Annotated in this window: 26 protein-coding genes; 6 read left to right on the forward strand and 20 right to left on the reverse strand. The window is 71.6% G+C overall.

Going from position 1 to position 22700, the window contains the following annotated elements:
* On the reverse strand, window positions 1–824 hold an 824-nt coding region (locus AC156L_RS13840; RefSeq protein ID WP_484406894.1), incomplete at its 3' end, for a Clp protease N-terminal domain-containing protein.
* Window positions 825–1153: 329 nt separating this feature from the next.
* Between AC156L_RS13840 and AC156L_RS13845 the strand changes: the two genes are divergently transcribed.
* Entirely contained in the window at window positions 1154–1960 is an 807-nt protein-coding gene (locus AC156L_RS13845) for a (2Fe-2S)-binding protein (RefSeq protein WP_330874973.1), read from the forward strand.
* A gap of 533 nt (window positions 1961–2493) precedes the next feature.
* On the opposite strand, the gene AC156L_RS13850 is transcribed toward AC156L_RS13845, so the two are convergent.
* From AC156L_RS13850 to AC156L_RS13865, 4 genes are all read right to left on the reverse strand, one after another.
* The gene (locus AC156L_RS13850) at window positions 2494–3288 is read right to left on the reverse strand and encodes an ABC transporter ATP-binding protein (protein ID WP_330874972.1); all 795 of its coding nucleotides are present in this window, start codon (window positions 3286–3288) and stop codon (window positions 2494–2496) included.
* Window positions 3285–4343: a FecCD family ABC transporter permease gene (locus AC156L_RS13855; protein ID WP_330874971.1), complete on the reverse strand. Its 1059-nt coding sequence runs from the start codon at window positions 4341–4343 to the stop codon at window positions 3285–3287. Before AC156L_RS13855 ends, AC156L_RS13850 begins: the two co-directional genes overlap by 4 nt.
* The gene (locus AC156L_RS13860; RefSeq protein WP_330874970.1) at window positions 4340–5347 is read right to left on the reverse strand and encodes a FecCD family ABC transporter permease; all 1008 of its coding nucleotides are present in this window, start codon (window positions 5345–5347) and stop codon (window positions 4340–4342) included. Before AC156L_RS13860 ends, AC156L_RS13855 begins: the two co-directional genes overlap by 4 nt.
* 273 nt (window positions 5348–5620) lie before the next feature.
* Window positions 5621–5971, reverse strand: a complete 351-nt coding sequence (locus AC156L_RS13865; RefSeq protein WP_330874969.1) for a histone-like nucleoid-structuring protein Lsr2 — start codon at window positions 5969–5971, stop codon at window positions 5621–5623.
* 1077 nt (window positions 5972–7048) lie between these two features.
* Here AC156L_RS13865 and AC156L_RS13870 point away from each other — a divergent pair.
* The gene (locus AC156L_RS13870) at window positions 7049–7831 is read left to right on the forward strand and encodes a class I SAM-dependent methyltransferase (RefSeq protein WP_484406896.1); all 783 of its coding nucleotides are present in this window, start codon (window positions 7049–7051) and stop codon (window positions 7829–7831) included.
* Window positions 7832–7873: 42 nt separating this feature from the next.
* On the opposite strand, the gene AC156L_RS13875 is transcribed toward AC156L_RS13870, so the two are convergent.
* From AC156L_RS13875 to AC156L_RS13895, 5 genes are all read right to left on the reverse strand, one after another.
* Window positions 7874–8659 carry a type III pantothenate kinase gene (locus tag AC156L_RS13875; RefSeq protein WP_330874967.1) on the reverse strand — a complete coding sequence of 262 codons (786 nt, stop codon included), beginning with the start codon at window positions 8657–8659 and terminating at the stop codon, window positions 7874–7876.
* A gap of 9 nt (window positions 8660–8668) precedes the next feature.
* Window positions 8669–9133, reverse strand: a complete 465-nt coding sequence (gene panD, locus AC156L_RS13880; protein ID WP_330874966.1) for an aspartate 1-decarboxylase — start codon at window positions 9131–9133, stop codon at window positions 8669–8671.
* Between the two features lie 14 nt (window positions 9134–9147).
* Window positions 9148–10038, reverse strand: coding sequence for a pantoate--beta-alanine ligase (gene panC, locus AC156L_RS13885; RefSeq protein WP_330874965.1), 891 nt, complete (start codon window positions 10036–10038; stop codon window positions 9148–9150).
* Complete coding sequence (locus AC156L_RS13890) at window positions 10035–10922, reverse strand: Rossmann-like and DUF2520 domain-containing protein (protein ID WP_330874964.1); 888 nt, start codon at window positions 10920–10922, stop codon at window positions 10035–10037. Before AC156L_RS13890 ends, panC begins: the two co-directional genes overlap by 4 nt.
* 141 nt (window positions 10923–11063) lie before the next feature.
* The gene (locus AC156L_RS13895; protein WP_330875004.1) at window positions 11064–12188 is read right to left on the reverse strand and encodes a PrsW family intramembrane metalloprotease; all 1125 of its coding nucleotides are present in this window, start codon (window positions 12186–12188) and stop codon (window positions 11064–11066) included.
* Window positions 12189–12366: 178 nt separating this feature from the next.
* Here AC156L_RS13895 and AC156L_RS13900 point away from each other — a divergent pair, with 178 nt between their 5' ends.
* On the forward strand, window positions 12367–13278 hold the full coding sequence (locus AC156L_RS13900) for an SAM-dependent methyltransferase (RefSeq protein WP_330874963.1): 912 nt from the start codon (window positions 12367–12369) through the stop codon (window positions 13276–13278).
* 62 nt (window positions 13279–13340) lie between these two features.
* On the opposite strand, the gene AC156L_RS13905 is transcribed toward AC156L_RS13900, so the two are convergent.
* Window positions 13341–13778, reverse strand: a complete 438-nt coding sequence (locus AC156L_RS13905) for a MarR family winged helix-turn-helix transcriptional regulator (protein WP_330874962.1) — start codon at window positions 13776–13778, stop codon at window positions 13341–13343.
* Between the two features lie 62 nt (window positions 13779–13840).
* On the opposite strand from AC156L_RS13905, the gene AC156L_RS13910 reads away from it, so the two are divergent.
* From AC156L_RS13910 to AC156L_RS13920, 3 genes are read left to right on the forward strand one after another with little or no spacing between them, the layout of a single operon-like run.
* Window positions 13841–14194: a DoxX family protein gene (locus AC156L_RS13910; RefSeq protein ID WP_330874961.1), complete on the forward strand. Its 354-nt coding sequence runs from the start codon at window positions 13841–13843 to the stop codon at window positions 14192–14194.
* 58 nt (window positions 14195–14252) lie between these two features.
* Window positions 14253–14693: a DUF1203 domain-containing protein gene (locus AC156L_RS13915; RefSeq protein ID WP_330874960.1), complete on the forward strand. Its 441-nt coding sequence runs from the start codon at window positions 14253–14255 to the stop codon at window positions 14691–14693.
* Window positions 14694–14710: 17 nt separating this feature from the next.
* Complete coding sequence (locus tag AC156L_RS13920) at window positions 14711–15841, forward strand: NADH-quinone oxidoreductase subunit D (protein WP_330874959.1); 1131 nt, start codon at window positions 14711–14713, stop codon at window positions 15839–15841.
* 4 nt (window positions 15842–15845) lie between these two features.
* On the opposite strand, the gene AC156L_RS13925 is transcribed toward AC156L_RS13920, so the two are convergent.
* The 9 genes from AC156L_RS13925 to AC156L_RS13965 all read right to left on the reverse strand — a co-directional run.
* Window positions 15846–17216: a DUF6779 domain-containing protein gene (locus AC156L_RS13925; protein WP_330874958.1), complete on the reverse strand. Its 1371-nt coding sequence runs from the start codon at window positions 17214–17216 to the stop codon at window positions 15846–15848.
* A gap of 50 nt (window positions 17217–17266) precedes the next feature.
* Window positions 17267–17719 carry a DUF3180 domain-containing protein gene (locus AC156L_RS13930; protein ID WP_330874957.1) on the reverse strand — a complete coding sequence of 151 codons (453 nt, stop codon included), beginning with the start codon at window positions 17717–17719 and terminating at the stop codon, window positions 17267–17269.
* A 107-nt stretch (window positions 17720–17826) separates the two neighbouring features.
* The gene (locus AC156L_RS13935; RefSeq protein ID WP_330874956.1) at window positions 17827–18009 is read right to left on the reverse strand and encodes a DUF397 domain-containing protein; all 183 of its coding nucleotides are present in this window, start codon (window positions 18007–18009) and stop codon (window positions 17827–17829) included.
* A gap of 16 nt (window positions 18010–18025) precedes the next feature.
* Window positions 18026–18883 (reverse strand): helix-turn-helix domain-containing protein, encoded by an 858-nt coding sequence (locus AC156L_RS13940; protein ID WP_330874955.1) that lies wholly within the window; start codon window positions 18881–18883, stop codon window positions 18026–18028.
* A gap of 26 nt (window positions 18884–18909) precedes the next feature.
* Window positions 18910–19413 (reverse strand): 2-amino-4-hydroxy-6-hydroxymethyldihydropteridine diphosphokinase, encoded by a 504-nt coding sequence (gene folK, locus AC156L_RS13945; protein WP_330874954.1) that lies wholly within the window; start codon window positions 19411–19413, stop codon window positions 18910–18912.
* Window positions 19406–19780, reverse strand: a complete 375-nt coding sequence (folB, locus tag AC156L_RS13950; RefSeq protein WP_330874953.1) for a dihydroneopterin aldolase — start codon at window positions 19778–19780, stop codon at window positions 19406–19408. The genes folK and folB overlap by 8 nt, the downstream gene beginning before the upstream one ends.
* Window positions 19777–20556 carry a dihydropteroate synthase gene (folP, locus tag AC156L_RS13955; protein ID WP_330875003.1) on the reverse strand — a complete coding sequence of 260 codons (780 nt, stop codon included), beginning with the start codon at window positions 20554–20556 and terminating at the stop codon, window positions 19777–19779. Before folP ends, folB begins: the two co-directional genes overlap by 4 nt.
* A gap of 29 nt (window positions 20557–20585) precedes the next feature.
* Window positions 20586–21218 carry a GTP cyclohydrolase I FolE gene (folE, locus tag AC156L_RS13960; protein ID WP_330875002.1) on the reverse strand — a complete coding sequence of 211 codons (633 nt, stop codon included), beginning with the start codon at window positions 21216–21218 and terminating at the stop codon, window positions 20586–20588.
* Between the two features lie 5 nt (window positions 21219–21223).
* Window positions 21224–22700: ATP-dependent metallopeptidase FtsH/Yme1/Tma family protein (locus tag AC156L_RS13965; protein WP_484406899.1), on the reverse strand; the 1477-nt coding region annotated here is incomplete at its 5' end.

Here is a 22700-nt window from a genome sequence, read left to right on the forward strand (position 1 = left end):
GTGCGGATCTCCTTGAGCACCTTCTTCAGGCGCTCCTCGAAGTCACCGCGGTAGCGGGAACCGGCGACCAGCGAGCCGAGGTCAAGCGTGTAGAGCTGCTTGTCCTTGAGCGTCTCGGGCACCTCGCCCTTGACGACCATCTGCGCCAGGCCCTCGACGACGGCGGTCTTGCCGACGCCGGGCTCGCCGATGAGCACCGGGTTGTTCTTGGTGCGGCGGGACAGCACCTGCATGACCCGCTCGATCTCCTTGGAGCGACCGATGACCGGGTCGAGCTTGCCCTCGCGCGCGCTGGCGGTGAGGTTGCGCCCGAACTGGTCGAGCACCAGGGACGACGAGGGAGTGCCCTCACCGCGACCGCTGGACTCGGTCGGCTCCTTGCCACCGGAGTAGCCGGACAGGAGCTGGAGCACCTGCTGGCGGACCCGGTTGAGGTCGGCGCCGAGCTTCACCAGGACCTGCGCCGCGACGCCTTCGCCCTCGCGGATCAGGCCGAGCAGGATGTGCTCGGTGCCGATGTAGTTGTGGCCGAGCTGAAGCGCTTCGCGCAGGGACAGCTCGAGGACTTTTTTCGCTCGTGGGGTGAAGGGGATGTGACCGCTCGGGGCCTGCTGGCCCTGGCCGATGATTTCCTCGACCTGCTGGCGGACACCTTCGAGGGCGATCCCCAACGACTCCAGCGCCTTGGCGGCGACACCTTCACCCTCGTGGATCAACCCCAGGAGGATGTGCTCGGTGCCGATGTAGTTGTGGTTGAGCATCCGGGCCTCTTCTTGGGCCAGGACAACCACCCGCCTCGCGCGGTCGGTGAACCTTTCGAACATTCGCACTCCCTGACTGCTGCGCCGGCGGTCCTCGGGCTCACCACTGGCAGACCGTGGAGAGCGCGGCACCGTGCCGACCACTGTAGTCGGCGGGGCCATCGCTCTCAGTTCCCGTGCGCAGCTCGCCGCCCTCGGGGATCTATGACACCAGCTACAACGCACGTTGTGCCAGGCAGATTCCGCTTGGGACCCGGTGTCCGCTTACCGCGAACAGCCACCCGTTCGGAGGAGCCTCCCGTGACCGGCGTCACTCGTGAGGCCCAACTGCGGATCATCTAGGTAAGGTTAGGCAAACCTCAGCCGATAGCCGAACTGCGAGGGCCTTGCCGATGACGATACCGGCGAACGTGCGGACGCGACCAGCGTCCACGCCCGTTGCCGAGTCGATCACGCGGGTCTCAACCCGAAGTGACGACGTCGAGATCCGCTTCGGCCTGCCGGAGGACCGGGGCGACTGGCTGCTCTGCTCCGACCTGCTGGAAGACCCGCAGCTCTTCACCAGGTGGCGCAAGACCCTGGGCGCGTGGCTGGTGGACGAGTACGGCGAGTCGTCGGACCGCGCCACGGCCGGCTACGTGATGGGCTGGTACCTCGGCGTGGCGGGCGGCCTCGCGGGCCTCCTCTTCCACAGCGCCAGGCGAGTCCCCTCGCTCAAGCCCACCGACCTGGCCTTCCGCATCGCGAACGACGACCGCCCGCACGTGGCGGGCATCGCACTGCTGTCGGACGACTTCGCGTGCCTGCCGGACGACCCGTCGGGCAACCACCCGGCGGCGACGGTGGTGGCCGACGAACAGGCCTTGGCCGCGGTGCTCCGAGCCAGGTACACCGCCCACGCCGCGGCCTTCGTCGGTGCCTACGCCCCCACCGTGCGCCTGGGCCGCCGAATGCTCTGGGCAGCGGCCACGGACGCACTGGACAAGGGCGCCTGGCTGGCGGGCCGGATGTGCGGCGACGAGGCGACGGGCGTGGCCGACGCGGCCATGCTGCTCCCGGAGCGGCTGGAACCGCTGACCAGCGCCTCCACCCTGAGGATGGTGGACGGCGAGTGGACGAGGAAGCGCGAGAGCTGCTGCTTCACCTACGTCCTGCCGGGCGCGGAAGCCTGCGACACCTGCCCCCGAATCTGCCACTAGAGGCAGCCCTCAGGCCGCACACCTCCAGCCCCCGCCAGACGGAACCGACCCCAAGGCTTCAGACCTACGGACCCGGACCCTGAACAGGGAGTTCGGAGCCTCAGGACTTCGGGACTTCGGGACTTCGACACCGGGCCAGCAAACCCACCCACCTACGGATCCGGCACCCAACGGGGTCGACAGACCCCACCCTGCCCCCCGATCCGAAGCGCCCTCATCGTTGATCTTGGTTTGTCAAGGCATCTTTCCCGCCTTGACAAACCAAGATCAACGATCGAGACAATCACGCGAGCGGGGGGTAGACCCCCACCAGACGACCAACACCCTCACCGCACCCACCGCACCCACCGCACCCACCGCACCCGGCACCCGGCACCCGGCACCCGGCCCACGACACAGCACCCAGCACCCAGCACCCAGCACCCAGCACCCAGCACCCAGCACCCAGCCCACGACACAGCACCCAGCCCAAGCACCCAGCCCAAGCCCCACGCCCAAGCCCCACGCCCAAGCCCCAACAACCAAGCCCAACCTCACACCCGATGCCGATGCCCGATGGGCACGACCAGAGGCGTCCCGGACACCGGATCAGCGACAACCCGAGCGTCCAACCCGAACACCTCCAACAGCACCTCCTCGGTCAGCACCTCAGCAGGCGTCCCCTGCACCACGATCCGCCCAGCCTTCATGGCCACCAGGTGCTCCGCGTAGCGGGCGGCCAGGTTCAGGTCGTGCAGCACCATCACCACCGTCCGCCCCATCTCGGAGTGGAGCTTCTGCACCAGGTCCAGCACGTCGATCTGGTGGGCGAGGTCCAGGTAGGTGGTGGGCTCGTCCAGCAGCAGCAGATCGGTCCCCTGGGCCAGCGCCATCGAGATCCACGCCCGCTGCCGCTGCCCGCCGGACAGCTCGTCCACGGTCCGGTCGGCCAGCGCGTCCATGTTCGTCAGCTCCAGCGCCTCGGCCACGGCGGCCTCGTCGTCGGAGGACCACTGCCGGTACCAGGCCTGGTGGGGCTGCCGTCCGCGAGCCACGAGGTCGGCCACGGTGAGCCCCTCGGGAGCCTGCGGGGCCTGGGGCAGCATCCCCAGCACCTTCGCCACCTCGCGGGTGGGCACCTGGTCGATCCGCTTCCCGTCCAGCAGCACGGCGCCGCCGCGAGCGGGCAGCAGCCGCCCGAGGGCCCGGAGCAGGGTCGACTTGCCGCACCCGTTGGGCCCGATGACGCAGGTGACGGTGCCGCCGACGACGTCGAGGTCCAACCCGTCGACGATCATCCGCTCGCCGTACCCGACCCGGAGGTCGGCGGCCTGGAGTCGAACAGTCATACCCGTGCCTCCCGGCGGCCGCGGATGAGCAGGTACATGAGGTAGGGAGCGCCGAGGACCGCCGTGACGACCCCGACGGGCATCTCGAACCCGCCGAACGCCGTCCTGGCGACCAGGTCGGACCCGACGACCAGCAGGCCGCCGACCACGGCCGACCCCAGCAGCGGCGGTGTGGCGGTGGCGGCCAGCCGAACGGCCACCTGGGGCGCCGCGAGCGCCACGAACGCGATCGGCCCCGCCGCGGCCGTGGCCACGGAGGCCAGGGCGATCCCGATCAGCAGCAGCGCGCTCCTGGCGCCGTTCAACCGGACCCCGAGGCCGCGGACCGTGTCGTCGCCGAACTGGAGCGCGCCCAGCAGGTGGGCGCAGACGAACGCGACGGGCATCAGCACGACCAGTGCGATCCCGACGGGCACCACGTGCTCCCACCCGCGCCCGTTGAGCGAGCCGGTGATCCACACCATCGCCCGGGCGGCGTCGTTGACGTCCCCGACGGTCAGCAGGTAGGTGGTCAGGTTCCCGGCGATGGCCGCGATCCCCACCCCCACCAGCACCATCCGGAACCCCTCGATCCCCTTGCGCCACGCCAGCGCGTACACGAGGAGACCGAAGAACAGCCCGCCGCCGAGCGCGGCGACCGGGATCCCGATCTCGGCGACGGGCCCGGTCAGGGCACCCGCGAAGGTGATGACCGAGACGGCGCCGACGCTCGCGCCCCAGGTCACGCCGAGGATGTCCGGGCTCGCCAGCGGGTTGCGCGCGACGGCCTGGAAGATCGCCCCGGCCAGCGCGAGGGCCGCGCCCACGAACACCGCCGTCAACGACCGCGGCAGCCGGAGGTCCAGCACGATGAACCGGTGGCTGGTCTGCCCGCCGCCGAGCAGGACGTCGAACACCTGCCCCAGCGTGATCGGGAAGTCGCCCCGCCCGATGTTCACCGCCACCGCCAGCACGAGCAGGGCGGACCCGGCCACGACCAGCACCAGCGACCGCCACCGGACCGGCCACGAGAACGGCCCCACCCGTACGCCCCGACGGGCTCCCACGACGCTCACAGCTTCACCAGCTTCTTGCGCCGGACGAGCGCGATGAAGAACGGCGCGCCGAACACGGCCATCATGATCCCGACCTCCAGTTCGGCGGGCCGGGCGACGACCCGTCCGAGCACGTCGGCCACCAGCAGCAGTGCGGCGCCCAGCAGGCCGGAGTACGGGATCAGCCACCGGTGGTCCGGCCCGGTGACGGCACGGGCGGCGTGCGGCACGACCAGACCGAGGAACCCGATCGGCCCGCAGGCGGCGACCGCGCCGCCGATCAGCAGCGTGATCGCGGTGATCCCGGTGATCCGGGTCTGGACGATCCGCTGCCCGAGCGACCTGGCCACGTCCTCGCCGAGGGCCAGCGCGTTCACACCGGGGGCGTTGACCAGCGCGAGGACGAGGCCGACGAGCAGGAACGGCAGGACCTGGAAGAGCACGTCCAGCCCTCGACCGGAGACCGCGCCGACCTGCCAGAACCGGAACGCGTCCAGGCTCTGCCGGTCGAGCAGCACGAGCGCGGACACCAGCCCGTGCATCAGGGCGCTCACGGCGGCCCCGGCCAGCGCCAGCGTCACCGGGGTGGGCCCCGCCCGGCCCGACGAGCCGAGCAGGAACACGACCCCGCTGGCCACGAACGCCCCGAGGAACGCGAACCACACGTAGGCGTTCAGGCTCGTGATCCCGAGCGTGAAGATCGCCAGGACCACGGCGAACGCGGCCCCGTGGGTGACGCCGAGGATGCCGGGGTCGGCGAGCGGGTTGCGGGTGTGGCCCTGCATGAGCGCCCCGCCGACGCCGAGCGCGATCCCCACCGCGATCCCGAGCAGCGTCCGGGGGACGCGGAGTTCGCGGATGACGACGTCGTCCTCCAGCCCGGTGGGCGAGGTCAGCGCGTGCCACACGCCGTCGAACGCGATCTCCTTGGAGCCGATCGCGATGCTCGCGATGGTGGCGGCGGCCAGTCCGAGCACCAGCAGTGCCAGCCCGACGAGCCGCCGACGGCGCTGCCCTGGTGCCAAGTGCCGCTCCTCACCGCGCGTTCCGCTGGTGAGGGAAGCCTAACCGAAGTAGTGCGCGCTCCCGCACCCCCGCTCCCGAGGCGTCGCGCGGGGGACCCACTGGACCGTTCGGCCGCCATTTCGCGACGTTTTTCACAATGTTGATCAATGTTGTCGACTACTTACCGAAGTCGAGCAATCACTTTATATGCGCGAAGAGGCGTCGGGTCCCGAAACCGACGCCTCTTCGTTGCTCTACGTAATTGGGGCGGCTCAAGCCCCTTAAACCGCCGGTCAGCCCTGCTGGTGGTAAGCGTCCAGGACCTCGGCCGGGATACGGCCGCGATCGGACACCTTCATGCCCTGCTTGCGGGCCCACTCGCGAATGGCCTGGTTCTGCTCCCTATCCGCCGACGCCGGACGAGCAGCCGTCTTTACCCCCGCCGGACGGCCCGGCCCCCTCTTGCGACCACCGGCGCGGCGAGCGCTGGTGACGAAGTCGGCGAGCACGTCGCGGAGCTTGCCCGCATTGTCCGAAGAAAGGTCGATCTCATAGGCGACGCCGTCCAGGCCGAAGCCGACGGTCTCCTCTGCCCTGGAACCGTCCAGGTCATCGACCAGGGTCACGGTGACCTTCTGCGCCATGCGTATCCTCCTGGACTCGAATGCGCGGTACTGCTACCCCGACCGCGACCGAAAACAATGTCGTTGTGCAGGTTAGCGCATAACCGCAGATATGCACCTGCCGGCGTCCGAGACGTTACTTCATTCAGAGCACGCCAGACGTGAAACGCCTTCCGTGCGTGAGGGACGCCGAAGAGTAGTCGGCCGATACCATTCCCAACACCCACGCTGGGTGTCATTCCGCACAGCCGTGAACGGGGAAAGTCCCGACCGCCATCGCGGCCCTGGCCTGCACGTCCGGCGTTCCCACCAGGTCAGGACCACCCGTTCCCCGCGGTTCTCAAGGCGGCACAACGGGTACGCCTGCTGATGCAACGCATGTGCAAGAACTCCGCTGGAGTACCGCGGTTGATCTCCCCGTCGTCAGCTTCGGACAACGAAGCCGGACATCGGGGGAGTAGTCCACTCACCACCCCGGACTTGTCCGTACCACCGAACGTGCGAACGCCAAGACCTGGCCGTCCCGTTTGCGGGCAATCCGGTCACCGGAGAACCCGGCCAAGACACACGCGCGCAACGGCTTCCAGGTTGCAAGGAGCGCGACTTCCCCACCCACTTCGGGTGAATCCACGGTTGCGGATGGGGCTGGTGTGGCGAACGCCGCTCGCGCGGTCGCGATAACGGGAGGTCCAGCGCGCCGCTCAACATCGACGAATTCCGGTTTCCCGGCGGTCCGACCTCGCCGGATCCGTAAGCGGAGTGACGACCGCCACGACTCGCGGCGCCGAGCGAAGGCGCGAAAACACCATCGAGGACTCGACATCCGTGCCGGGAAACGGAAAGCGCTTGCAGTTCGGGAAGGCGGGCGCGCCGTTTCGCGAGAACGGCGGCAGTCGCGAACTGCCCGGTCTGCGGTGGGGCGCCGCCGCGCGGGCGCCCCGAGTTCCCGGCACCCCACCGGATACCGATACCCGGATTTCCCCCGTGGCCCCCGTCCGGGCCGGTGGGGAGGGACGCCGAACGGGTCGATGTGCGGGCTCCATTGAGACACGGGTGAATTCGAGCGGGGCTGTCGGGGACTCTCGGTAGGTTGAGCGGGTGACGAGCGCCGAAGATCGACCTCACCACGACATCACCCACCACGCCCGCCGCGCGAACTCCTTCGGCGTGCGGGCTTCCGACTACGCCGCGCACCGCCCGGACTACCCCGTGGCCGCGGTGCGCTGGGCTCTGGAACCGGTGTCCACCGGCGGGCCGCTGCGCGTGCTGGACCTCGCGGCGGGCACCGGGAAGCTGACCGGGGTCCTGTGCGCGGAGGGCCACGAGGTCACCGCGGTGGAGCCCGACGAGGCGATGCTGTCCGAGCTCGTGCGGCTGCACCACGGCGTCCGGGCCCTGCCCGGCACGGCGGAGCGCATCCCGCTGCCCGACGGCACGATGGACGCCGTCGTCGTGGGCCAGGCGTTCCACTGGTTCGACCCGGAACCCGCCCTGGTCGAGATCGCCCGCGTCCTGCGGCCCGGCGGCGTGGTCGCCGGGCTGTGGAACGGCGACGACCTCGACGTGGAGTGGGTGGCCGCATTCGGGGAGGTGAACGGGTCGAGGGTCAGTTCGAAGGACTTCGTGACCGAGCACCACCTCGCGCCGCACCGGCTGTTCACCGACGACACCGAGTCGACGTTCCCGCACTCGCAGCGGCGCACGGCGGAATCGCTGGTGGCCACCGTCAGCACCCACTCGCACGTCCTCGTCTCGTCGGACGAGGAGCGCGAGGAGCTGCTGGGGAAGATGCTGGCGTTCCTGAAGTCCCGCCCGGAAACCGCGGAGGGGGAGTTCGACCGGCCCATGCGCACCCTGGTGCGCCGCAAGGTCCGGATCTGACCGCCGGGGGGTCGCTCCCGGCCGGGAGCGACCCCGCGCGGGTCAGCGCATGTTGCGCTCGAAGACCAGCCGCAGGCCGAGCAGCGTCAGGTCCGGCACGTGGTGCTTGATCGTCGCGGACTCCGACACCACGAGCGGCGCCAGGCCGCCGGTGGCGATCACCGTGACCTCACCCGCCTCCGTCGCGCCGAGTTCCTCGATGATCCGCGTGACCAGCCCGTCGACCTGGCCGACGAACCCGTAGACGATGCCGGACTGGAGGCACTCCACGGTGTTCTTGCCGATGACCGCGCGCGGCCGGACCAGCTCGACCTTGCTGAGCTGGGCGGCGCGGGCGGCCAGCGCGTCCAGCGAGATCTCGATGCCCGGCGCCAGCGCGCCGCCGAGGAACTCGCCCTTCGCGGAGATCACGTCCAGGTTCGTGGACGTGCCGAAGTCCACCACCACGCAGGCGGTGCTGTGCAGGTGGTGCGCGGCCAGGGTGTTGATCACCCGGTCCGAGCCCACCTCCTTCGGGTTGTCCACCAGCAGCGGCACGCCGGTGCGGATGCCGGGCTCCACCACGACCTTCGGCACGGACGCGTAGTACCGGCCGAGCATCACCCGCAGCTCGCGCAGCACCGCGGGCACGGTGGACAGCGCGGAGATGCCGGTGATCCGGTCGGCGTACTCGCCGAGCAGGCCGCGCATGGTGAGCGCCAGCTCGTCGGCCGTCATCCGGGCGTCGGTGCGCATCCGCCAGTCGCGGACCAGCTCGGCCTGGTCACCCAGCCCGTCGTACAGGCCGAGCACGATGTTGGTGTTGCCGACGTCGATCGCGAGCAGCACGGGAGTCCCTCAGTTCTCGGCTTGGATCAGGGCGTCGAGCGCGGCGGCGTCCGCCGTCTCGGCGGCGGTGATCGCACCGCTGCTCAGACCGGAGCCCTCGGGGGCGTGCGCCAGGTCGGCGCCCAGCTCGACGACCTTGTTGTCCGCGTCCACGAAGACGACCTTCGGCTCGTACCTGCGGGCCTCGGCGTCGTCCATCGCGCCGTACGCGATGAGGATCACCAGGTCACCGGGCTGCACGAGGTGCGCGGCCGCGCCGTTGATGCCGATCACGCCGCTGCCGCGCTCGCCCGCGATGACGTAGGTCTCCAGGCGGGCGCCGTTGGTGACGTCGACGATCGCGACCTGCTCGCCCGCCAGCAGGTCGGCGGCCTCCATCAGGTCGAGGTCGACGGTGACCGAGCCGACGTAGTGCAGGTCGGCCTGGGTCACCGTCGCCCGGTGGATCTTGGACTTGAGCATGGTGCGGAACATGGCGGCCCTCCCCCTCACTCGTCGCCGTCGCCGAGCAGCACGGCGGCGTTGTCGATCAGACGTGTCTTGCCGACCCGCGCGGCCACGAGCAGCCGGGCGTCGCCCTTCTCCGGGGCGGGGCCGAGGTCGGGCGCGCGCAGTTCCAGGTAGTCCAGCTCGACCTCGGGAACGGCGGCCAGCGTCGCGCGGGCGGTGTCCAGCACGGCCTCCGCGCCCTGGGCGCTGACGTGCGCGCCCGCCACGAGCGCGGCGGACAGCGCCACGGCGGCCTGCCGCTGCTCGGCGTCCAGGAACCGGTTGCGCGAGGACAGCGCGAGGCCGTCGTGCTCGCGGACGGTCGGCACGCCGACGACGTCGAGCGGGAAGTTCAGCTCGCGCGCCATCCGGTGGACCAGGGTGAGCTGCTGGTAGTCCTTCTCGCCGAACACCGCGTAGGTGGGGCCGACGATGTTGAACAGCTTGGCCACGACGGTCAGCACGCCGTCGAAGTGGCCGGGGCGGGTCGCGCCCTCCAGCTCCTCGCCGAGCGGGCCGGGCGAGACCGTCACGTTGGTGCCCAGGGGGTACATGTCCTCGACGCCGGGTGCGAACACCAGTCCGACGCGCTCCTCACCGCAGATGTCCACATCGGACTCCAGCGTGCGCGGGTAGCGGTCGAGGTCCTCGTCGGGCCCGAACTGGAGCGGGTTCACGAAGATCGACACCACGACGACGGTGTTCTGCATGACCTGCGCTTCGCGGATCAGCTTGCGGTGACCCTCGTGCAGCGCGCCCATCGTCGGCACCAGCGCGATGTTGCGGCCCGCCGCGCGCAGGGTCCGCGTCACCCGCGCGAGCCGCGCCGGGTCGTGGTGGACGGTCACCCCCGTGGGGCTGTAGTCGGCCTTGGTCAGCGGCTTCGTCATGCGTCTTCCTCAAGGGTGGTTCGAACTTCCGTGGCGGCCTCGGGCCTGAGCAGGCCCGCGGCCTCCGCGCGGTCGGCGGTGCGCCGCGCCAGGACGCGGTACGGGGGCAGGACCTCCGGCGCTTCGCGCGCCAGGACGTCGAGGTGCTTGCGGACCGTGCCGACGTCGCCGCGCGACACCGGGCCGGTGAGCGCGCGGTCGCCGTGGCGCAGGGCGTTGTCCAGCGCGGCCGACAGCAGCGGGCCCAGCAGCCGCTCCCCGCCCGCGACACCGGCGGAGCGCAGCAGGTCCGCGCACTCGGCGACCAGCGTGACCAGGTGGTTCGCGCCGTGCGCGAGGGCCGCGTGGTAGAGCGGGCGGACGTGCTCGGGGATGCGGACCGGGTCCGCCTCCATCTCCACGACCAGCGCTTCGCCGACGCTCCAGGCGATCTCGTCGTCGTCCGCCGCCGTCACGCCGACGCTGGCGGCCGTCATGCGCAGCAGGTCCTCCGCGCGGCCGGTGAACGTCATCACGGGGTGCAGCGCCAGGCAGAGCGCGCCGACGTCGGCGGCGGGCGCGAGCGCGCCGACGCCGTGGGCGCCGCTCGTGTGCACGACGATCTGCCCGGCCCGCAGCGATCCCGTCGCGGCGAGCCCGCGCACCAGACCGGCCAGTTCGTCGTCCGGGACGGCGAGCAGCAGCAGGTCGGCCGACTCGGCGACCTGGGGAGGGTCGAGGACCGGGACCCCTGGCAGCAGTTCCTCGGCGCGGCGGAGCGAGGCCTGCGAGACGGCGCTGACGCCGACGGGGTGGTGGCCCGCACGCGCGAGTGCCGCGCCCAGCACCGAACCGACGCGGCCCGCGGAGATGACTCCGACGGCGAGTCTGGCCGGGCGGTTCACGGCGACGTGTCCGCTCGGGTGGTCGCGCTCATTGCGACTGGCTCCTCCTGGCGTTCCAGTCCCGACCTTTCCGCGGGTACCGGACGACGGCCGCGAGCGTAATCGGGGACGAAACGAAATGTCCGGTCCTGGTGACCACTTTCACCCCTGCTGACGACCGACCGCCTTCATCGCGCCCGGCGCCGCGACGGCGGCCTGGCGGGCGGACAGCAGCGTCGAGAGCAGCACCTCGTGGCGGTGGTCGGCGTCGTGGCCCGCCGTGCCCTGCGCGATGCGGTGGCGCAGGAACGCCAGCTCCGTGACGGCGTGCTGGTAGCCGCTGACGGCGCGGGCCGCCTGCTCGCCGACCTTGCGCCGCACCGCGCGCCGCCAGTTCCGGCGGCCGGGCAGGCTCGCCAGCAGCGCCACCTCGCTCGCCGCGATCCACCGGTTGGCCGCCATCTCCGGCAGCTGGGCGGCCACGATCCGCTGCTCGCGGCGGCGCTGCCAGATGACGAGCAAGACCATGCCGACGAAGATCGGCACCATGATCAGGAAGTACAGGTTGATGAACGTCGTGCCGTCGCCGACGGTCGTGGAGAAGTTCCACAGCGAGTGCAGGCCCGCGGCGCACAGGTAGCCGATGATCGGCGCGGCGATCCGCACCGCCTTCCTGCCGCTCAGCGCCGCGATGCCGATCCCGATGCCGGTCAACGACGTGAACAGCGGGTGCGCGAACGGCGCCAGGACCCCGCGCAGGATGAACAGGCCGACGATGCCGCTGCTCGCGGTGCCGAACCCGCCCTCGTTGAAGACCCTGGCGAAGTACCAGATGTTCTCGGTGAACGCGAAGCCCGCCGCGATGACGCCCGCGTACACGATGCCGTCCACCACGCCGTCGAACTCGCTGCGGCGCCGGAGGAACAGCACCACCAGGAACGCCGCCTTCGCGGCCTCCTCCGCCACCGGCGCGCCGATGACCGCCGCGAAGTCGGCCCCGAACCCCTGCCGGATCAGGTCGCCGATCTCGTGCGCCCGCGAGTTGAACGCGAGCGAGCAGATCGTCGCGCCGAACGCGCCCCAGGCGAACGCGAACAGCAGGATCTTCGCGGGCTCCGGCTCCCACCGGTCGACCCACAGGTAGGCCATGATCACCGGCCCGACCGGCACCAGGGCGGCCACGACGCCGACCAGGATCGGCAGCAGGCCCGCCGTGCTGGTGCCCAGCGCGAACAGCACCAGACCGGAGCAGGCCAGTGCGATGAGGCCCACGACCGGGAGCAGCACGGTCCAGCGGCGCTGTTCGATGCGCTTGCGGGCGGGAGGCGGCGTCGGCAGTGCGTCGGCGTCGGTCACGGTGAAACTGTAGGGCCAGGTACCGACAGCGGTGGACGCGGAACAGCGGTGCCGCCTCCCGCGAGCGGGTGAACGGTCCGTTCGGGTCGGTGGACGGGACACTGGACGGGTGGCCGACTCGGAATCGCGGTGGTGGGACGCGCTGTACGGACCCGGCGGCTTCTTCGCGCGCGGCGAGCTGCCCGCGCGGCACTTCCGCACGTCACCGCTGGTCGGTCCGGAGCTGGCCGAGGCGCTGCTGGTGCTGCTCGCCCGCGTCGACACGGCGCTCGGGGAACCGGCGGCGCTCGACTTCGTGGACGTGGGCGCGGGCGGCGGGGAGCTGGCCGGGGCGGTGCGGGCGCTGGCGACCGGCGACCTGGCGCGGCGGCTGCGCGTGACCGCCGTGGACCTCGGGCCCGCCCGGTCGGTGCCGGGCGTGCGGTGGCGGCGGGACCTGCCGGCGACCGCGGTCGGACTGCTGGTCGGGCACGAGTGGCTCGACGCGGTGCCGTGCCCGGTCGTGGAGGGCCCGTCCGAGGACCCGTGGCTGCGCTCCTGGTGGCCCGTGGAGGCCGGGGAGCGGGCGGAGGTGGGCTCCCCGAGGGACGAGGCCTGGGCGGACGCCGTGGGGCGGGTGCGGGGCGCGGCCCTCGCGGTCGACTACGGGCACCTGCGGGCCGACCGGGCCGCCGGGCGGTACCGCGCGGGCACGCTCGCCGGGTACCGCGACGGGCGGCGGGTGGAGCCGGTGCTGGACGGCAGCTGCGACGTGACGGCGCACGTGGCGCTGGACGCGTGCGCGGCGGCGGCCGGGGGCGACCACGTGCTGGTGTCGCAGCGGGACGCGCTGGGGGTGCTGCTGCCGGAGGTCGTGGCGGGCGGGAGCCCCCTCGACTGGCTGGACGCGACGGCGAGGAACGGACGGGTCGCGGAGCTGCGCGCCGTCGGCGGGCTCGGCGACTTCGGCTGGCTGCTGCACGCCACCGGGGGCGTGCGCACCGCCGACCTGCTGCCACCGCTGCCCGCGTGGCGGCCGTAGTGCGGTGACCACGCTCCTCCCCGGGTCTCGCGCGGCCAGGGTGGATCCCTCGCGGCACCGCCCTAGTCCTCCGAGCAGGGACCGCTCTCGCCCGGTGGGCGGACCCTCAGCAGGAGTTCCCTCAGCCGCTCGACGTCGGCGGGCGAGAGGTCGCTCAGCATCTCGCGCTCGATGGCGTCGATGGCGCCGTGCATCCCGTCCAGCGCGACGCGGCCCTTCTCGGACATCACCACGATGTGCCTGCGGCGGTCGTCGGGGTCGCGCTTGCGCTCGGCGAGCCCGGCCTTCTCCAGGTCGTTGAGGATCGCGACGAGGACGCTCGGGTCGACGTCGAGCACGTCCAGGAGGCTCTGCTGGCTCGTCGGGCCGTTCTCGCAGAGGTGGGAGAGCGTGAAGCCGTGCCGGGGTGTGAGGCCGATCGCGTTCAGCTGCCTGCGCAAGCGGGCGTCGACGTCCCTGCCCAGGTGCATCAGCACCAGTCCGAACCGTTCCTCGTCCACGGGGCAACTGTACCCGTCCTCAAACGATTGAACTGATTCAACGATCTGCTACCGTCAATCCTATGTTCATCGCAACGCTTGTTCTCAGCGCACTGCTCGCCGTCGCCTTCGTCGGGGCGGGCGCCTCGAAGGTCGCGGGCACCAAGGCGATGGTCGAGGCCGCCGAGTCGCACGGCTTCACCAAGGGCCACTACCAGGTCATCGGCCTGCTGGAGGTCGCGGGCGCGGCCGGGCTGGTCATCGGCCTCTGGTGGGCGCCGCTCGGCATCGCGGCGGCCGTCGGGCTCACGCTGCTGATGATCGGCGCCGTGGTCGTCCACGTCCGGGCGAAGGAGAAGTTCGCGATGGCCGCCCCCGCGCTGGTGCTCGCGATCCTGTCGGCCGTCGCGCTCGTCCTGCGGATCACGACCGCCTGAGAACCCGGTGTCGGATACCCGCCGGCACCGCGGGACCGCGGCGGCGACGCTGGGGCGCATGAGGATCCACGCGCTCCCCGCCGACGTCGTCGCCCGCGCCCGCCGGACCACCGACGAGCACCACGAGCACCGGGCCGAGGCGCCCGGCTCACCGCTGCGCTGCTGCCTCAGGCGCGCGGGCGACGGCGAACCCGTCGTGCTGTTCCGCTACTCCCCCGCGGCGGGGCGCGGACCGTACGAGGAGGTGGGCCCGGTGTTCGTGCACGCCGAGCCGTGCGACGGCCCCGACCGGACCGACGCGCTACCGGACGAGCTGCGTCGCGCGCCCAGGGTGCTGCGGGCCTACGACGCCCACGGCCGCATCCACACCGGTGAGCTCGCCCGGCCCGACGAGCTGGAGGCCGCGCTGGCGCGGCTGCTCGCCGACGAGCACGTCGCGGAGGTCCAGGTGCGCAGCCCGTCGCACGGGTGCTTCCTGTTCGCGGTCACGCGGGACTGACGTGCGAGCATGACGCGGTGTCCGAACACCTCACCGTCGGCGTCGGAGCCGGGGCGCGCCACCTCGGCGTGGACCGCGTGGTCGACCTCGGTCCCCTCCACCCCTCGGCGCACGGCGCGTACCGGCTGCGGCTGACCGTCCGCGGACCCGCCGACGACCCGGTGATCGTGGAGGCCGAGCCGCTCGTCGGCCACCTGCACCGGGGCGCGGAGAAGCTGTTCGAGGTCAGGGACTACCGGCAGGTGCTCACGCTGGCCAACCGGCACGACTGGCTGGCCGCGTTCTGCAACGAGCTGGCGGTCGCGCTGGCCGTGGAGCGCATGACCGGCATGGACGTCCCGGTGCGCGCGCAGTGGCTCAGGACCCTGCTGTGCGAGCTGAACCGGCTGATGGCGCACCTGGTGTTCCTCGCGCCGCTGACGCGCGCCGGGACCGACGGGACCGAGGGCACCGCGGCGGCGCTGCGCGGTCGCGAAGCCGTGCAGGCGGTCATGGAGGAGGCGTCCGGCGGGCGCATCCACTTCATGGCCAACCGGATCGGCGGCCTGCGCGAGGACGTGCCCGCGGGGTGGACCGACCGGGTCGCGACCGCTCTGTCCACTGTGGACGTGGACGCCATCGAGGCGCACGCGGTGACCGACCGGCTCGCCGGGATCGGCGTCCTGCCGAGGGGTTCCGCGCTCGCGCTCGGCGTGACCGGACCGATCGGACGGGCGTCCGGCGTCGACCTGGACCTGCGGCGCGACGACCCGTCGGCGCCCTACCGCGACCTCGACGTGCGACCGGTCGTGCGGACCGGGGGCGACGCGCTGGCACGGGTCCGCTGCCTGGTGGACGAGGCGCGGCTGTCGATCGACCTCGCCACCCGGTGCCTGGAGCGGCTGCCGAGCGGGCCGGTGAACGTGCGGCTCCCCAAGGCCGTCAAGGCACCGGAGGGGTCGGTCTACACGTGGGTCGAGGCGCCGCTGGGCACCTCGGGCGTGCACCTGGCGTCCCGCGGCGAGAAGACCCCGTGGCGGCTGAAGCTGCGCACGCCGTCGTTCAACAACGTCCAGGCGCTGTCGGCGCTCCTGCCGGGGACGCGGGTCGCCGACCTCGCCGCGGTGCTGGGGTCGTTCGCGGTCGTGGTCGGCGACATCGACAAGTAGGCGGTCAGTCCTCTTCGCGCCGCCGACGGCGGCGGGGCGAGTCGGAGTTGCCCAGCGCGGCCAGGAGTTCGCTGACGGACTTGCCGTCGGCGTGCGCGCCCGCGGGGTCGTCCGGGTCGGGTGCGCTGCGGCGTCCCGGCTTCACGGGCTCGCCGCGACCCGTGCCGTACGCGCCGACGCCGTCCCACGGCGGGCGTTCCTTCACGGGCTCGCCGCGACCGGTCGAGTACACGCCGGTGCCCTCCCACTTGGGCGCGGGCCGCTCGTCGGCGCGCCTGCGGCCACCGGACTTCGGCTCGGCGGCGGGCGCGGCCCTCGGCGGCTCGGGGGTCTCGCGGTCGAACATGTCCGTGCGCTCCACCGGCGGGCGCGTGGCGCGGACGGGCTGCTTCGGCTTCGGCGGCACGGGCGTCTGCGCCACGGGCATCTGCGGCGCCTCGGGCCTGCGCGGCTCCTGGACCGGCTGGCCGAGGCGCACCTCCATCGAGTCGAACAGGTCGGACGGGTTCGCGCGCACGGTCGGCTGGTCGCGGCGGACCGGCGGCGGCGCGGGGGTGCGTTCCGGCTTGCGCTCGGGCTTCGGGGGCTTCGGCGGGTCCCGGCGGACCACGATCGGCGGCTGCTGGCGCTGCGGCTGGCGGGTCGGCTCGCGGCGCACGGGCTCGGTGTAGTTCGCGGCCGGGCGGACCGGTTCCTGGCGGGTGGGCTTGCGCTGGTCCGACACGACGCGCTCGATCAGCTCCGTGCGCTCGACGGCGGCTTCCGGAACGACCTTCTTGACGGTGGGCTTGCTGACGGTGGGCTTGCTCGGTCCGGCCGTGATGCCGCGGACCCGCTCGTTGCCCTCGGTGCTGATGATCTGCCGGTCGCCGATCGCCATGAGCCTCGACTGGTCGGACAGCGACCGCATCCGCGTCGACTCCGCCCGCAGCGCGACCCGCTCGACCAGCACCTCGCCACCCAGCAGCGCCTGGAGGTTCTCCCGCAGCGCCCGGAGTTCGTCCCTGAGCGCGTCCAGGTCGTCGCGCGACTCCTCCTGGATGCGCTTGCGCGACTCGGCCTCGATCTCCAGCTCGTACTCGCGGCGGGCGGCGACCTCGCGCTCCAGCTCCAACTCGTACACCGACTGGAGATCGGCCACCTCGTCCTCGCGGTCGGCCACCTGCCGCCGGTACCTCGCGGCCAGGAAGGCGCCCACGAGAGCCGCCCACAGCGCGGACACCACCGCCAGCCGCAGCCCGCGGGCGTCGTCGCTCAGCACCAGCAGGGCGGCGGCGGCCAGTGCCAGCGCCATCGCCGCTACGAGGAGGAGTCGCCCGGTGCCACGCCCGCGATCTTGTTGCTCGTCGCTCGGCGACGCGCCTCGGCCGGTCATGGGCCATACGGTACCTGGGAGTTATGCGACTGAGACCAATCTTGTCGTACCTAACTGTCCGTGCGGGTGGAGTGCGGCGTCTTGCAGCAGTGCTCCAGCCACAGCGCGGAGGCGATCAGCAGGGCCGCGCACACGACACCCACGATGGCGCTGACCATGTCGTTAGCGGCCGCGTCGAACTCCTCGCGCACCGGCAGGACGTAGATGAGGACACCGGCCCAACCGCCGAGCATGATCGCTCCCAAAAGTGAGGAAGCTTTCGCCAGTGCGACCGCGCGGGCCGCCGTGAGCGGCTCCACCGGCTTCGCGCCGGGCTTGCGGAGGATCCGGGCCCGCAGGGTGAAACCGAGGACCAGGTCGACCACGGCGATCACGAGCAGCGTCAGCCCGGCGAGCTTGGGCAGCGCCGCCAACGAGCTGTAGGCGAGACGGAGCAGCAGGTGCGCCAACAGGCCTGCGATGAGCCCGGCTGCCAGCAGATCACGGGCCTTGGTGAACCTCACCGCACCATCCTGGCACTTCGACGGCGATCGGGACGCTCGGCAACGGGCTGGAGGGGCGTCTCAGCTCCTCGGCTCACCGGGTGCCGCCGTTCGGCGCTCGGCGCGACTCACCCACGGGCACCCGCGGCGGCCAGCAGCGACCCCAGCGAGGCCACCGGGAACACGAGCACCGGGCCGTCGGGGTTCTTCGAGTCCCGGACCGCCACCCCCGCGGTCGGGAAGGCGAGTTCCACGCACTCGCTCCCACCTCCCCCGCTGTAGCTCGACTTCCGCCACACGAGCTCGGACATCCGCGCCTCCCCCTCGCTACATGCCGTCGGCCACCTCCGCGATCAGCTCGGCCGATTGGGAGTGGCTCAGCGCCACCCGTTGAAGGGCGGCGAAGTTCAGCGTATAGGGCTCCCGCCCCTTCGGAGACTCGATATATCGACCCCCGTTCAGGTGATCGAGGTAGACGACATCCTCGAAGTGCTCCTCGGCGAACGACAAGATGTTGAACGGGAAACCATGCGCCGGATAGGCGCCTGCCGACGCGGGGATCACCTGGAGCGCCACATGGCCCAACTCCCCCATCTTCAACAGATGAAGCAACTGGTCCTTCATGACCATCGGACCGCCGACCGGCTGCCGCAACATGGCTTCACCGATGATTGCATGCACACCCAAAGGACTCTTGTCGTCGAACAACCTTTTTTGGCGCTTGATTCGTGCTTCAACCTGGCGCAACGCCTTGTCCTCCGTCGGCCGGGGCACAAATGCCGTCGCCAGCGCGAACGCGTACTGCCGGGTCTGCAGGAGACCGGGCACGAGGTCCGTCTTGAACGTCCTGACCAGGATCGCCCCCGATTCGAGGGCCAGGTAGTCCCGCACGGCGTCCATCACCACGTCCGGCGGCAGCTCTTCCCACCAACCGGGGACGAGTGCGCGTTCCGCGGCCTCGTAGACGAGCGTGCGCTCCTTCTCCGGGACCTCGTAGATGAGACCGAGCGCCATCACGTCCGCGGGCTTGATCGGGTGGTGCGCGTTCTCGATCTTGCTCAGCTTCGCCTGCGAGAAGCCCGCCACCTTGCAGACGTCGGCACCGCTGCGACCCGTTTCCCAGCGCCACGCCGCAAGACTGCGGGCCACAAGTCTTTCCCGCACATTCGGCTTGTACGTGCTCATGGCGGAAATTGTAGGGAGGAATAGCCTTATTCGCCAATTTTTGTTTCGCGAATATCCAACGAAAGGTCCGTGCGCTTGCGTACACCTTCCACGCTGTAGCGGAGGTCGGCGATCGGCCCGAATCCCGGCAATACCGCATCGGGTGACACATCAAGCCAGGGAATCAACACCGTTGCTCGTTCGTGCGCGCCCGGATGGGGCAATAGCAACTCCGGATCACTCGAAAGGACGCCGTCGACCGTGACCACGTCGACGTCCAGCGTCCGAGGACCCCAGTGCTGATCGCGAACGCGGTGCGCGGCCCGTTCGAGCGATTGGCCGCGGCGCAGCCAGCCCCACTCGTCGACGCCGGGGGAATCGACGACCAGGACGGCGTTGAGGAAATCGGCCTGGTCCAGCACGCCCCACGGCGCCGTCTCGTACACCGGGGAGACGGCGACCAGGACGTCGGCGAACCCGTCGACGGCCGACTGGAGGTGCGCCAGGCGGTCGCCCAGGTTCGAGCCGATGGACAGGACCGCCCTAGTCATCCGCACCCCGGCGGGAGCGGCGGATCGTCACCGAGACGTCGGCGAAGGTCAGCGGGATCGGGGCGGACGGCTTGTGGACGGTGACCTCGACCGCGTGCAGCCGCTGGTCGGTCATCACCTCGTCGGCGATCCGGCCCGCGACGGACTCGATGAGGTCGTACGGCTCGCCCGCGACGATGGCGGCTGCGCTCTCGGCCAGCTCGCCGTAGTGCAGCGTCTCCGCCAGGTCGTCCGTGGCGGCCGCCCGGCCGAGGTCGAGCCACGCGGTGATGTCGACCAGGAAGTCCTGGCCGTCGCGCTTCTCGTGCTCGAACACGCCGTGGTGGCCCCGGACGCGAAGGCCGGTCAACGTGATCCGGTCGCTCATCCCCGCCTCCACGCGCGGGCCACGGCGACGGCGTCCAGCGACTTCTCCACGTCGTGCACGCGCACGCCCCAGACCCCGGCGAAGGCCGAGAGGGTCGAGACGGCGGCGGTGGCGTCCTCGCGGCCGTCCGGCTCGCGGCCACCCAGCAGCGAGCCCAGGAAGCGCTTGCGGGACGCGCCGATCAGGACCGGGAAGCCCAGCGCCAGCAACTCGTCCAGGCCGTGCAGCAACCGCCAGTTGTGCTCGGCCCGCTTCGCGAAGCCGAGACCGGGGTCGAGGATGATGTTGTCCTCCCGCACACCGGCCGCCAGCGCGGCGTCCACGCGGGCCAGCAGCTCGTCGCGGACCTCCCGCACCACGTCGGCGTAGGTGGCCAGCGAGTCCATCTCGCGGCTCAGGCCGCGCCAGTGCATGAGGATCCACGGCACGCCGCTCTCGGCGGCCACCTTGGCCATGTTCGGGTCGGCCAGGCCGCCGGAGACGTCGTTGATGATCGTCGCGCCCGCCTCGACCGCCGCGAGGGCGACCTCGGCGCGGCTCGTGTCCACGCTCACCGGCACGCCCTCCGCGACCAGCGAGCTGATCACCGGGGTCACGCGGGCCGACTCGACGGCCGCGGCGACGCGCTCGGCGCCGGGACGGGTCGACTCGCCGCCGACGTCCACCAGGTCCGCGCCCCTGCGGTGCATGGCCACGCCGTGCGAGACGGCGTGGCTGTGGTCGAGGTAGCGGCCCCCGTCGGAGAAGGAGTCCGGCGTGACGTTGAGGACGCCCATCACGACGCAGTGGCCGGGGTCGGGCACGCTCACCTGAGGCGCCCGTTGATCAGGCTGATCGCCTCGGAACGCGAGGACGCGGAGCTGCGCAGAATCCCCCGCACGGCCGAGGTCGTGGTGCGCGAACCGGGCTTGCGAACGCCCCTCATGCCCATGCACAGGTGCTCGGCCTCCACGACGACGATCACGCCGCGCGGTTCCAGCCTGCGCACCAGCGCGTCGGCGACCTGCGAGGTCAGGCGTTCCTGGACCTGCGGGCGCTTGGCGTACAGGTCGACCAGCCTGGCCAGCTTCGACAGGCCGGTCACCCGCCCGTGCTCGTTCGGGATGTAGCCGACGTGGGCCACGCCGTGGAACGGCAGGAGGTGGTGCTCGCAGAAGCTGTACATGGGGATGTCCGTGACCAGGACGAGTTCCTCGTGGCTCTCGTCGAAGGTCTTCGCGAGCACGCTGTCCGGCTCGGTGTACAGGCCGGCGAACAGCTCCCGGTACGCACGGGCCACGCGGCCGGGCGTGTCGCGCAGGCCCTCGCGCTCCGGGTCCTCACCGCAGGCGATCAGCAGCTCGCGGACGGCGTTCTCGGCGCGGGCGAAGTCGAACACGCGCCGCGCGACGCCGGCCTCCCCATTGCTGGAGAGGCCGGCGTCGTCGTCGAGGTCGATCTCGGTCACTTGCGGTTGTCCGGGTCCGTGTCGAACGACCTCTTGCCCGCCTCGGCCTCGGTCTGCTGCTCCTGCGGAGCGGGGGACCACGAACCGGACGGCTGGCCGCCGGGGACCGTGGCCGGGGTCCAGCCGGGGGGCGCGCCGTAGTTCGGCGGACCCGCCTGGTTGACCGGCTGCGGCTGGTAGCCGTTCGGGGCACCGCCGTTGGGCACCGCCGGGGGCGGGTCCTGCGGACGGTCGCCGCCGAGCGGCGGCGGCTCCTCGTCGAGGGTGTCCTCGACGACGGGCGGCCACGGCTCGCCGCGCTCCTTGGCCAGCTCACCGGGGGTCTTGACCGGCGGGATGTCCGAGGGCGTGCGGTCGCCGAAGTCGTTGAACTGGGTGATCCTCGGCCGCTTCTCGACCCGCGCGAAGACCCGCTCCAGGTCCTTCTGGTGCAGGGTCTCCTTCTCGATCAGTTCGAGCGTGAGGTCGTCCAGCACGTCGCGGTAGGTGTTGAGCACCTCGTACGCCTCGGTGTGGGCGGCCTCGATGAGCTTGCGGACCTCCTCGTCGATCTCGTGCGCGACCTCGAGCGAGTAGTCGGACTGGCGGCCCGCGGTGCGGCCGAGGAAGGGCTCGCCCTGCTCCTGGCCGTACTTCACGGCGCCGAGCTTGGCGCTCATGCCGTACTCGGTGACCATCGCGCGGGCGATCTTGGTCGCCTGCTCGATGTCGTTGCTCGCACCCGTGGTCGGCTCGTGGAAGACCAGCTCCTCGGCGGACCGGCCGCCGAGCGCGAACACCAGCCTGGCGATCATCTCGGACCTGGTCATCAGGTCCTTGTCCTCCTCGGGCACGGAGAGGGTGTGACCACCCGTCCGGCCGCGGGCGAGGATCGTGACCTTGTAGACCGGGTCGATGTCCGGCATGGCCCACGCGGCCAGGGCGTGCCCGGCCTCGTGGTACGCGGTGATCTTCTTCTCCTTCTCGGAGATGATCCGGCTCTTGCGGGCCGGACCGCCGATCACGCGGTCCACCGACTCCTCGAGCGCACCGGCCGTGATGACGTGGCCGTTCTGCCTCGCGGTGAGCAGCGCTGCCTCGTTGATGACGTTCGCGAGGTCGGCGCCGGAGAACCCGACGGTGCGCTTCGCGAGGCCGTCGAGGTCCGCGTCCGCGGCCAGCGGCTTGCCCTTCGAGTGCACCCGGAGGATCTGCTTGCGGCCCTTCAGGTCCGGTGCGGACACCGGGATCTGGCGGTCGAAGCGGCCGGGGCGCAGCAGCGCGGGGTCGAGGATGTCGGGGCGGTTGGTGGCGGCGATGAGGATGATGCCGCCGCGGCTGTCGAACCCGTCCATCTCGACGAGCAGCTGGTTGAGCGTCTGCTCGCGCTCGTCGTGCCCGCCGCCGAGCCCGGCGCCGCGGTGGCGGCCGACGGCGTCGATCTCGTCGACGAAGATGATCGCGGGCGCGTTCTGCTTCGCCTGCTCGAACAGG

It is taken from the genome of Umezawaea sp. (assembly GCF_057122925.1).

Coding starts and splice junctions, on each gene's coding strand:
- AC156L_RS13845 (WP_330874973.1), top strand. CDS start 1,154: ATGACGATACCGGCGAACGTGCGGACGCGACCAGCGTCCACGCCCGTT.
- AC156L_RS13850 (WP_330874972.1), bottom strand. CDS start 3,288: ATGACTGTTCGACTCCAGGCCGCCGACCTCCGGGTCGGGTACGGCGAG.
- AC156L_RS13865 (WP_330874969.1), bottom strand. CDS start 5,971: ATGGCGCAGAAGGTCACCGTGACCCTGGTCGATGACCTGGACGGTTCC.
- panD (WP_330874966.1), bottom strand. CDS start 9,133: ATGTTCCGCACCATGCTCAAGTCCAAGATCCACCGGGCGACGGTGACC.
- panC (WP_330874965.1), bottom strand. CDS start 10,038: ATGACGAAGCCGCTGACCAAGGCCGACTACAGCCCCACGGGGGTGACC.
- AC156L_RS13910 (WP_330874961.1), top strand. CDS start 13,841: ATGTTCATCGCAACGCTTGTTCTCAGCGCACTGCTCGCCGTCGCCTTC.
- AC156L_RS13915 (WP_330874960.1), top strand. CDS start 14,253: ATGAGGATCCACGCGCTCCCCGCCGACGTCGTCGCCCGCGCCCGCCGG.
- AC156L_RS13925 (WP_330874958.1), bottom strand. CDS start 17,216: ATGACCGGCCGAGGCGCGTCGCCGAGCGACGAGCAACAAGATCGCGGG.
- AC156L_RS13935 (WP_330874956.1), bottom strand. CDS start 18,009: ATGTCCGAGCTCGTGTGGCGGAAGTCGAGCTACAGCGGGGGAGGTGGG.
- AC156L_RS13940 (WP_330874955.1), bottom strand. CDS start 18,883: ATGAGCACGTACAAGCCGAATGTGCGGGAAAGACTTGTGGCCCGCAGT.
- folK (WP_330874954.1), bottom strand. CDS start 19,413: ATGACTAGGGCGGTCCTGTCCATCGGCTCGAACCTGGGCGACCGCCTG.
- folB (WP_330874953.1), bottom strand. CDS start 19,780: ATGAGCGACCGGATCACGTTGACCGGCCTTCGCGTCCGGGGCCACCAC.
- folP (WP_330875003.1), bottom strand. CDS start 20,556: ATGGGCGTCCTCAACGTCACGCCGGACTCCTTCTCCGACGGGGGCCGC.